Genomic DNA, 11,099 nt, shown 5'->3' with positions numbered 1-11,099 from the left:
CTACCCCGCGGTCACTACTTCCGCCTATGAGCACGGGTACTCCGATGAGCTTGCTGTTCTGCAAACGCTCTACAGATACAAAAAATGTATCGAGATCACAATGTACTATACTCCTCTCCATGTTTTTTTCAATTGTATCAAAAGCCCTGTATTGTCGCCTTTGATTTTTGGTAATTGCTGCATTCAAAATTACTAATATTATTAGCAAACAATCAACAGCGAGAAATGATTTAATTTTTATCACATTCATTGTCAGCGATATAATTTATAGTAAAGGATTGGCTTAAACTTCACTTACTTATGGCGGAAATCCGGTGCGCATGCCTATAAACCCATGAAAGGAAATCTGGAGCAACTGCTCGCTCGAACCTGCACAACTCCACTTTGGGAGGACGATTTATTGTCAATAGACGATGCGCGATTATTGGTAGGCACGAAACGCGTGCAAGATGATTGGATCGTGCTGGTAAAGCACAAAAGGGGGAAATAAAAAGCCTCCCTTATTAATCGTTAAGGGAGGTAATGCTTATTAGATGCCCGCCTTGGTTACATGTCAACGGGCTTCGGCTGCTTTGAGCTAAAGCAAAAGACCTTACCTAATTACCTTATCATTGCTGTTATTGATAAGCCTTAGTATTGTTGCGAGCGGAAAGAACTCAAAAAAACAATAGAGCAATTCGAAGACTCTTCGACAGAGATTGATTCTAGTGAAGTTAAAAAATAATATCACTCCGCCATACAACCTATTCTATTTAATCTTCATCACCTTCATTTAATGAATTATTCTTTCACCGTGAACATCACCGAACACCTAATGGTTTGACACATATTGATGTTGCATATACGTTATCTTTTGAGAAAAATACCCTTCATTGAGATGTGAATAGTTGTGTGCTATTATTTTTTGAACCAAAGTTGTTTTGGATGTGTTCCTTTAAAACACAGATTAATAATTGGTTAAATGTACACACATTCTAAAATATAAATTATGAAAGCAGCAGTATTCCATAAGCCCGGCGATATCAGGGTCGATAATGTACCTGACCCAGCTATACTTGACCCAAGAGACGTCATTCTAAAAGTAACCGCGACCGCAATATGTGGCTCCGATCTACATATTCTAAGCGGTGCAGTCCCGCAGAAGGAAAACCTGATCATGGGACACGAATTTATGGGCATCGTAGAGGAAGTGGGCTCAGAAATCACCAATCTAAAAAAAGGCGACCGTGTAGTAGTCCCCTTTCCGATCGCTTGCGGAAAATGTTTTTTCTGTACGCATGAAGCATCTCCTGCCTGCGAGAATTCAAACTTTAAACACTATGGTCCCAACGGGGATTTGATGGATCAAAAAGGTGGTGCACTCTTTGGCTATACTGATCTTTACGGAGGATATTCTGGCGGTCAGGCTGAATATGTACGCGTTCCTTATGCCGATATCAGTCCTCGGATTATTCCCGAACACCTGACTGATGAACAGGCTTTGTTTTTAACAGACATTTTTCCTACCGGATGGTCTGCGATTGATTGGGCAAATCTGAAAGGCGGTGAAACTGTTGCAATCTTTGGTTCGGGTCCTGTCGGCCTGATGGCTCAAAAAGCAGCATGGCTTAATGGTGCTGGTCGAGTTATCGCTATAGACCCACTGGACTATCGATTGGAGAAAGCGAAAGCAGTCAATAACGTTGAAATCCTAAACCCACATAAAGTAGATGTTATTCAGGCAATTCGTGAAATGACTAACGGAAGAGGAGCCGACGTGTGCGTAGATGCAGTAGGCTTTGAGCCCGAACGAAATTTTATGGATAAAGTAAAAGCAACGATAAATTTTGAAAAAGGGTCGATAAAAGTATTGGAAATGTGCTTTGAAGCGGTCAGACGAATGGGAACAGTATCGATCATGGGCGTATATGGTTCACCATACGATAATTTCCCACTATTCAGGATTTTTGATAAAGGTATCACCATTAAGCAGGGTCAAGCCCCTGTTCTTAACTATATTGACAAGCTTGTGAACCTCGTCAGCGAAAATAAAGTAGTTCTCGATGATATTATCACCCACACCATTCCGCTTACTGAAGCGGAGCATGGCTATAAAATCTTCAATGAGAAAGAAGACGATTGCGTTAAAGTAGTTTTGAAACCCTAAGATAAATTTGCGAGGAAAAATCACGAAAAACGAGCAGGCTTGCTGTAAACATTAAATGATTTTTCCTCGCGGTTTATCGTTCGGTTAATGCTGCTAGGCCTTTTCGCAAATCGCTAAAATAGCTTCGCAAGTATTCCTTCAAAAGTTACCAAAATATTTTCTCCATATTTTTGCTGTGCTTTGGTCTACTTTCTCTTCAAGCGTGTAAGCTGTAATCCCCCCTTTAAAATTAACTGCAGCACTTTCGATCTGGGACCACCCCATCTGCAAATATTTTTTGTAAATCAATCATACGCTTTAAGACGATAGTAAATACTATATCAGATAATTAGAGTTTATTTCTATGCATTATTGAAGCTACAATAGTTCATTTATTTTTAAGTATCCTTACCCAACCATTTGCCCTCCAAAAATGTTTTAAAACCGAGTCGAATAAATAATCAAAATATGAACTAATGAGGAAAACATGATCAACAAAAATACGGCAAAGCTAGTTTTGGTAGACTTGTATCGATTTTCTATATTACCCCAATTTATAAACGGCTAAATCTATATTTGCTGCCGGCTTTTATAATTTATCAAAAATTTTCCCTTTAGGACAGAGTTGAATTCGTTGATACAAATAAACTGTGTATATTTAACATTTACTTATACAATCTCAAACTACCGTTAAACATAAATGCAGAAACCATGATTTTAATTGTAGATGACCAAGAAGAAAACATATTTTCGTTAAAGAAGCTCTTAGAATCAAAAAATTTTTTAGTGGATACTGCCCTCTCTGGTGAGGAAGCGCTAAAAAAATCCCTGAAAACCGACTACGTACTCATTATTCTGGATGTCCAGATGCCGGATATGGATGGATTTGAAGTTGCAGCAACCCTACGTGGCCTCAATAAAACAAAAAATATCCCGATAATATTCCTATCGGCAGTCAGCAAGGACAAAAAATTCATTACGCAGGGATATGCTTCCGGTGGTCATGATTACGTCACTAAACCTGTCGATCCGGATATCCTGAATCTGAAAGTCAAAACTTTCTATGATCTCCATGAAAAGACAGTCGCTCTCAATAAAATGCAGGAACAGCTTCTATCTGAAATCGAAGAACGCAAAAAAGCCCAGCGTGCCCTTGAAAAACAGGTTGACCAGCTCCACCTGACACTCGAATCCTTACCGCAGCTGGCTTTCACTGCAAATTTTGATGGGGACATAAAATTTGTCAATTCCCAATGGTACCGATTTGCTCGGTCCGCTGAATCTTTTCCGCCCACACATCCCGATGACGAGGAGATCAAAATGCTATGGACTGACGCTGTGTCACACAGAACGGTTTATGAAAAAGAAGTCCGCATCAAAGAGCTTAGCGCAGAAAATTACAAATATTTTCTTCTTCGCATAGCACCGATACGCGAGCAGGAATCGGGCCCAATTTGGGTGGGAACCCTGACGGACATTGACCACAGAAAACAATTGGAAAAAAAGAAAGACGAATTCTTGAGCATTGCCAGCCACGAACTAAAGACACCTCTGACCAGTATTAAGGGTTATGTGCAATTTATGATGCGCCTGATCGGCTTAAACGACATTTCTTCTATCCAAAAACATCTCCTTACCCTAGATGGACATGTAGATAAGTTACAGGAGCTGATAAAAGACCTGCTCGATATTTCTAAAATTGATAGCGGCCAGCTAAATTTAAGAAAAGAGGATTTTGTAATTGAAAACCTGATTGAAGAGACTATATCCTCAATGAGACAGATGAATGCCGATGTTGATTTTTATTTTCATTACGATCCCAATCTTATCAACCACATGATAAAAGGTGATAAGAGGCGTATAGAGCAAGTCTTGATCAATTTTCTCAGTAATGCGATAAAATATTCAGTCAATAGGCCCTGTATAACAGTAGACATACAATATGAATCTGACTCAGTTAGTGTATTTGTCACCGATTGCGGTATAGGTATCCCGGAAAACAGGCAAAAACACGTGTTTGATAAGTTTTACCGTGTGGAAGAATCGTCCGTAAACTTTCAGGGTCTGGGGATTGGTCTTTATATCTGCGCTGAAATAATTAAGCAGCACAATGGAACTATCGGTGTACGCAGTGCCCCCACAGGAGGATCTACTTTTTATTTTTCTTTACCTTTAAATTGAACCAGGCAATGCCAAAACGTTTTTTAAGAGATCTGCAGATCGGCTTTGGATTTTCACTGGCCCTGTTATTGACCAGTTCGACAGCATCATATCTAAGTATCCGTAATCAGATCCATAATAGTCAAATGGTTGATCACAGTAGACGTGTCATTGCACGCTCGAACAGAATTTTGATCGACCTGCAAAATGCCGAGACTGGACAGCGGGGGTTTCTGCTCACCGGAAGAGAACATTTTCTGGAACCCTATTATAGCAGTTCCCGCTCCCTCCCTCAGTCAATTGCCACCGCCCGTGACCTGGTATCGGACAATCTCCCGCAGCAAAAAATAATAGATAGCATCGGCCAGCTGGTCGAGTCCCGATTGAATAAACTGGCCGGACTGGTTAACATAAAAAAGGCCCGGGGTACGGTGACCTTAGCGGACATGGAGGAGGGCAAGAAATATATGGACAGATGCCGTGCGCTTCTCGCCAGACTTGTGGACAATGAAGAGAAATTGCTCGACAGTAGGTCCGGAAGGCTCAATACGGCATCAACATTGACTTCACTTTTTGTGATCATCGCTGCGATTTTTTCGCTGTTCATTACCATATTTTCTTATATAAGGCTTAGAAGGGACCTGGCGAAACGGGTACAGCTCGAACAAGACCTTAAGAAAAAAGATAGGGAGATCACCCAAAGACTCGTCGCAACACAACGTATTGCGGGACAGATTGCTGCCGGAAACTATTCGGTTAAAATCAATGACCAGGAGCATGATGAACTAGGAAGTTTAGCCGGTTCACTAAACAATATGGCAGATTCGTTAAAACAATCTTTCGATGAACTTAGCGACAATGAATGGCGCCAGACCGGGCTCGCCTTGCTAAACGAAGTTTTAGTCGGCAACAAAGTGAAAGAAGATCTAGTTTCCGATGCATTGCAAATCTTAGTCACTTATGGGGAATGTGCCAACGGCTCCCTTTATATCCTTGAGCATACGCAGCTAGCACTGATAGGAGCCTACGGCCATGAAGATTCGATGCGGCAATTTATCGCACCCGGAGAAGGCGCTGTCGGTCAGGCGTTTGTGGACGGCAAAGTACGGATCATAGAAAATCCATATCCTTCGAAAAATGTGGTCAGTTTTACTGCAGGATATTTACCCCTGCATTCGATCTTATTACTTCCAATTTTTGATGGTCACACCTGCATTGGTGTTATTGAACTTGGTTCTTTCAGGAAATTCAAGGAACCCCAGATGCCCTTTTATAGAGAAGCGGGCCGTCATATTGGTGCAGCGATTGTTGCAGCTCAGGCGCGGCTGAAAGTACAGCAGCTGCTTGAAGAAACGCAATCGCAGACAGAGGAACTTCAGGCACAGCATGCCGAGCTGGAAAATCTCAATGCAAATCTTGAAATCCATACCCAAAAACTCCAGACGTCCGAAGAAGAACTACGCGTACAACAGGAAGAACTGCTGCAAGCCAATAAAGAACTGGAGCAACGCTCTGCAATGCTAGAAGAAAAAAATATACTGATAGCAGACCGAAATCAGGAAATTCAGAAAAAAGCGGAAGAACTGGCGCGGAGCACGAAATATAAGTCAGAATTTTTGGCAAATATGTCACATGAGCTGCGTACACCGCTCAATTCAATTTTGCTTCTATCACGCCTAATGTCGGATAATCCCGAAAAGAACCTGACAACCGAACAGATTGAATCGGCCGAGGTGATCCAATTATCGGGAAAAAACCTATTGACCCTTATCGACGAAATTCTCGATCTTTCAAAAATTGAGTCCGGTAAAATGGAACTCGATTATCAGCAGGTTGCAATTTCGGATCTGACAAAAGACCTGGACAATCTATTTTCTCCGATTATAAGGGAAAAAGCACTCTCATTTACAATAAAATTGGCAGACAACCTGCCAAAGACAATACGTACTGACCGCCAGCGACTGGACCAGATCCTACGGAATCTATTATCGAATGCCATCAAGTTTACGAAAGAGGGACAAGTCACACTTTCCGTCTTCCCAAGCGAGGCACAAGATGGACAGATTGCTTTTGCCGTAACTGACACCGGTATAGGAATTGCACCGGACAAACAGGACGTCATTTTTGAAGCTTTTCAGCAGGCTGACGGATCCACACGCCGTAAATTTGGCGGGACAGGTCTTGGGCTTTCGATCAGCCGTGAACTCTCGCGTCTGTTGGGCGGAGAGATCCGTTTAAGTAGCCAGGAAAAAAAAGGAAGTACCTTTACCCTTTTAATTCCCGAAAATCTGGAAGAAAATACTGTTACGACAACGGGAGAGCTTATACAGTCCATTGCGGAAAACATCGAAAAAACACAGGACATCATAATGTCCAGTAATCCGCATACCGTTGACATTATCCCGCCGGATGTTGATGATGACCGGAATGATATAAAAGAGGACGATAAAGTGATATTGATCGTGGAAGATGATGTTAATTTTGCTAAAGCGCTGCTTAGGTATACCCGGCAGCAAAAGTATAAAGGGGTAGTCATCGTGCGTGGAGACCAGGCAGCTGATGCAGCGATAAGGTATAAGCCTACGGCGATTTTATTGGATATTCAATTACCTGTAAAAGATGGGTGGCAGGTTATGGCAGAGATTAAAAACAATCCAATTACACGTCCGATTCCAGTCCATGTTATGTCATCTTTTGAAGTTAAACGGGAAAGTCTGCTCCAAGGGGCTATCGATTTTATGGATAAACCTATTGCGCTGGAACAAATGGCGCAGATGTTTATAAAAATTGAGGAAGCACTTGCCCGGAATCCGAAAAAGGTGCTTATTGTAGAGGAAAATTCAAAACATGCAGCAGCACTTGCTAACTTTTTGGAAAGCTATGATATCATTTCTGAAATAAAGACTACCGTTACAGAAAGCGTCGACAGTCTCTATTCTGATAAAGCAGATTGCGTTATACTGGACATGGGCGTTCCGGGCAATATGGGATATGACACATTAGACTCGATACGACAAAAACCCGGTTTAGAAAATATACCTATCATTGTATTCACAGGGAAGAATCTTTCGAAATCTGAAGAGCTAAAATTGAAGCAATATGCCGATTCGATTGTCATCAAAACGGCAAATTCCTACCAGCGAATACTGGACGAAGTTGGACTGTTTTTGCATTTAGTAGGAAACCATCCTGGTGAAGAATGGTCAAAAAAATCGTCTTTAGGAACCATCAGAGAAGTACTGCAAAATAAAAAAGTTCTTATCGTCGATGACGATATACGCACTATTTATTATCTCTCTCAAGCGCTTGAAAGGTATCAGATTAATGTTGTTTCTGCAATGGACGGAAAGGAAGGTCTAGACAAAATTGAAGAACACGATGATATTTCTGTTATTCTTATGGATATGGTGATGCCCGAAATGGATGGGTATGAAACGATTAAAATGATTCGTCAAAATCCCCATTATAGTGAAATACCGATAATTGCCATAACAGCAAAAAACATGATCGGTGACAGGGAAAGGTGTATCATAGCCGGGGCCTCTGATTATATTTCAAAGCCCGTGGACACCGATCAATTGCTTTCATTATTACGTGTATGGTTATACAACTGATTAAAATATGGACAATAAAAAATTGATTCTGATCATCGATGATGAACCTTATAATATTTTTGCCCTAAAATTGGTTCTTAAGTCAAAAGGTTATGCTGTACTAAGCAGTGCTTCCTTAGCAGAAGGGCTTGAAATACTCCATCAGCATAAAAATATCAATATCGTGCTAATGGATATGATGATGCCTGAAATAGATGGATATGAAGGCATTGCCAAGATCAAGGGATCCAGCGAAATATTTAACGATGTTACCATAATTGCGGTTACTGCTCAGGCCATGTCCGGTGACCGGGAAAAATGCCTAAGTGCTGGCGCAGATGGTTATATTTCTAAACCTATAGATATCGACGAACTTATTCCGCTGATCGAAAAATTTTAAGAATGGAAAAGAAGAAAATATTATTGTTTGACGATGACAAACAATTGCTGGAGATGATTTCTATGATATTGGAGAGCTTCGGATATTCAATAGCTGTGTCCTCTACCTCCCACGACGTGATAGAAAAGGTTACTGAGACAAAGCCTGACTTAATTTTAATGGATAACTGGATACCATCCATTGGAGGAATTGAAGCGACTCAGTTACTCAAAAACCATCAGGAATTCAAGAGAATACCGGTAATTTATCTTTCCGCGAACAAAGATATAGAAAGCTTGGCTAAACTGGCAGGAGCTGATGACTACCTGGAAAAACCATTCGACATCGTCGATCTGGAGAAGGTGATCAATAAAATGCTAAATTTAAATTATTAAGATCTTTTACTCCCCAAAAGTTTATCAATCTTGGGCACCAATTTTATTATTTTAGGGATTAACGACATACTTGATATTTGCACTAATGCTTTACCTGGTGGACCTAATGATATTTTTGCTATTGAATATTGCACCTGGATAGGCATAATCCTCCGTTTCTGATGAAATGGTTATATTATCAGACTCAACAAAATAGGTATTGCCAAGCCCATTTTGCCAGACGCTGTCTCTAATGATTCCTCCGGCCCGGAGTCTGCTCGAATTTCCTTTCTTAGTCAGGTCAATAATTGGATTTTCGATGATCTTCGTGTTTTGGAAAACTTTTAACAGGGAATCCTCGTTATTTCCGATTTCATTTTTTAGACTCGAGTTGTCTTTTTTACAGGAATAGAATCCCAATACCCCGGCCAGGAGTACAAGACTTAATTGACTACTTTTCATTTTAGTTTATATTATGTATTAAAATTTTATTTCTTTTGTAAACTGAAGGGTTTTGAAAGTTTCATCATTTAAATTGGATGACTCTAATTTATATAAAGCGGGAACTCCTATATGGGGATATTCGTAAGTCTTTGTTTCTGGGGAGCGAATTGCCAAGGCTAGATAAGCATCTATTTTTTCTACGGTGCTAGGCGCATTTCGTATCAGATCTAAATCCGAAGATTGATAGCCAATAAGGTAAAAATAAGCTCGTTGTTTGTTTAAAAGATTCTTATCGTCAGCACTTAAACTCTGCGGGTCTAAAGATAATTTAGAGATGATAGGCTTAATTTTTTCAGGGCCATCCACGACCATATAAGCACTTTTTCCATATTCTATTTCTGCTACCCTGACAATGTTGCCTCCAGTTAAATTCGCCGTAGGGAATAGTTTCTTGAAATCTTTTTCCTCTGCATGTGATTTGATATTAAATGTCGGTTTATAACTATAGTATAGCCAGCCCGTATTTTCCATCCTATTATAACGTGAATCAGGGATGGCGAACTTCGATTTTATATCCACATCTCCGCTAAAAACAAGACGTAGATTCTCAAATTGCTTAAAATGATAAATATAATCCTGATGGCCATAGTAATTTACCGGGCCCTTGTCAACAAACTTATCTTTTATAAATTGATCTAGATCCTGTCTGCTCGCAATTTTTTGATACGCGACGGGATTTGAATTATAACGATTAAATCGCACATAAGGAATATAGGAGGCAGACTGCGATTGATACTGGGTCAAATTAAATTCTGGAAAATCGTTTAAGGAAACAAATACATTAAAATAAGGTTGTTTTAAATAATTTTCAGAATCATACGAAAAAGCATAATCTGCTGCCTTCTTAAGCCTAAATCCGATAATTTCGTTCTTTTTTTCATTCCATAATGTATCGGATATCCAACGATTACTAAGCGCTGCCATTCTTTCAAAATCATAAACACTATAGTCTATCTTCTTACCTGTACTATCGACGATAGGTGGCTTAACTGGCATTGGACTTTTACTGCAAGATGCTGATCCTAAAACTATAAAACATGCCGCAGCAATTCTGGTATTTACAATAACCTTATTCGATATGATCTTTATCATTAATTTTAAAATTAAAAATCAAGCAAGTCAGCTTGCTATTATTTGAATACGTTTTCTTCTATCAAGCATTCTATTGAAAAGGAAGAACATATTTTAAAAAAAATACTAAAAACCACTATTACATACAGAAACTTGATTCACAAATTTAATTATAATTTTCTTTCAATGAAATGAAATATTCAATCCTACACTTTTGTGTAATAAATCTTTAAATAAAAAAAGGTTTATGTTAATTTTTTAAATATTCTATAACAAAAAGTTAACACAAAGCTGAAAACAGCTAATATATTGTTGACGAGGAAACCATATATGTATTCTATCTAACAATGAAAAATCATCAACTTTATTTGCAAGTAACCTGTGCAATAATAGAACACGCCAATACAATACCGATCTGCCAACGATCAGCTTCGATGAGGTGTATGTAGGCGGTATGTGGGAGATACCGAAAAGTGTGAGGTTTGAAATACAAAATCCCACGGATATAATATATTCTTTTTAAATTGTAGAGGAAATCGCTAAAAACAATGAAATCAGTTTTCACCTTTAATACTGGAGACTAGGCTGCTCTTGAAATTGGCAATATAGAAAAGACTGTCACACTCAACATTTCCTTTTTTCACGATTCGTTGAAGGAATTGGCACAATCTGCCATTGAATTAAGAACTAAAGTTGACAAATCAGTTGTTTTTATGGATGAACCTGGTGAGCATAAACTTATTCTGAAAAAAAATGGCACCAGTATTTCCTATGAACTCCGATGGTATAAAGATTGGGCTAGTTGGAACCTCATAAGTGAAGATAATTTTGAGACCATACTTTCGGGAACTGCTACCCTGCCGAAATAGGTCTACTATTAATTGTCCGTCTTT

General features: G+C 39.4%; 9 protein-coding genes. 6 read left to right on the top strand and 3 right to left on the bottom strand.

The features are described 5' to 3' along the window. Positions 1–988 precede the first annotated feature (988 nt). Complete coding sequence (locus B4Z90_RS10725) at positions 989–2,146, top strand: zinc-dependent alcohol dehydrogenase (RefSeq protein WP_070568391.1); 1,158 nt, start codon at positions 989–991, stop codon at positions 2,144–2,146. Between the two features lie 138 nt (positions 2,147–2,284). On the opposite strand, the gene B4Z90_RS10720 is transcribed toward B4Z90_RS10725, so the two are convergent. Next, positions 2,285–2,410, bottom strand: a complete 126-nt coding sequence (locus B4Z90_RS10720) for a hypothetical protein (protein ID WP_280176864.1) — start codon at positions 2,408–2,410, stop codon at positions 2,285–2,287. A gap of 426 nt (positions 2,411–2,836) precedes the next feature. On the opposite strand from B4Z90_RS10720, the gene B4Z90_RS10715 reads away from it, so the two are divergent. Genes B4Z90_RS10715 through B4Z90_RS10700 form a run of 4 tightly spaced genes read left to right on the top strand, consistent with a single transcriptional unit; the run spans position 2,837 to position 8,652 of the window. Further along, positions 2,837–4,306 (top strand): hybrid sensor histidine kinase/response regulator, encoded by a 1,470-nt coding sequence (locus B4Z90_RS10715; protein WP_145331359.1) that lies wholly within the window; start codon positions 2,837–2,839, stop codon positions 4,304–4,306. Between the two features lie 8 nt (positions 4,307–4,314). Continuing rightward, complete coding sequence (locus B4Z90_RS10710) at positions 4,315–7,899, top strand: response regulator (RefSeq protein WP_286769528.1); 3,585 nt, start codon at positions 4,315–4,317, stop codon at positions 7,897–7,899. A gap of 7 nt (positions 7,900–7,906) precedes the next feature. After that, positions 7,907–8,278 (top strand): response regulator, encoded by a 372-nt coding sequence (locus B4Z90_RS10705; RefSeq protein WP_286769527.1) that lies wholly within the window; start codon positions 7,907–7,909, stop codon positions 8,276–8,278. A 2-nt stretch (positions 8,279–8,280) separates the two neighbouring features. Next, entirely contained in the window at positions 8,281–8,652 is a 372-nt protein-coding gene (locus B4Z90_RS10700) for a response regulator (protein WP_286769526.1), read from the top strand. A 90-nt stretch (positions 8,653–8,742) separates the two neighbouring features. On the opposite strand, the gene B4Z90_RS10695 is transcribed toward B4Z90_RS10700, so the two are convergent. Both B4Z90_RS10695 and B4Z90_RS10690 read right to left on the bottom strand, forming a co-directional pair. Next, positions 8,743–9,093: a hypothetical protein gene (locus B4Z90_RS10695; RefSeq protein WP_145331365.1), complete on the bottom strand. Its 351-nt coding sequence runs from the start codon at positions 9,091–9,093 to the stop codon at positions 8,743–8,745. 18 nt (positions 9,094–9,111) lie between these two features. After that, positions 9,112–10,227: a hypothetical protein gene (locus B4Z90_RS10690; RefSeq protein ID WP_286769525.1), complete on the bottom strand. Its 1,116-nt coding sequence runs from the start codon at positions 10,225–10,227 to the stop codon at positions 9,112–9,114. Between the two features lie 629 nt (positions 10,228–10,856). Here B4Z90_RS10690 and B4Z90_RS10685 point away from each other — a divergent pair. After that, positions 10,857–11,075, top strand: coding sequence for a hypothetical protein (locus tag B4Z90_RS10685; RefSeq protein ID WP_145331369.1), 219 nt, complete (start codon positions 10,857–10,859; stop codon positions 11,073–11,075). Positions 11,076–11,099 lie beyond the last annotated feature (24 nt).

The organism is Sphingobacterium sp. UBA5639, assembly GCF_002421245.1.
Lineage (GTDB): Bacteria > Bacteroidota > Bacteroidia > Sphingobacteriales > Sphingobacteriaceae > Sphingobacterium > Sphingobacterium multivorum.
This window is presented reverse-complemented; position numbering and strand designations above follow the sequence as displayed.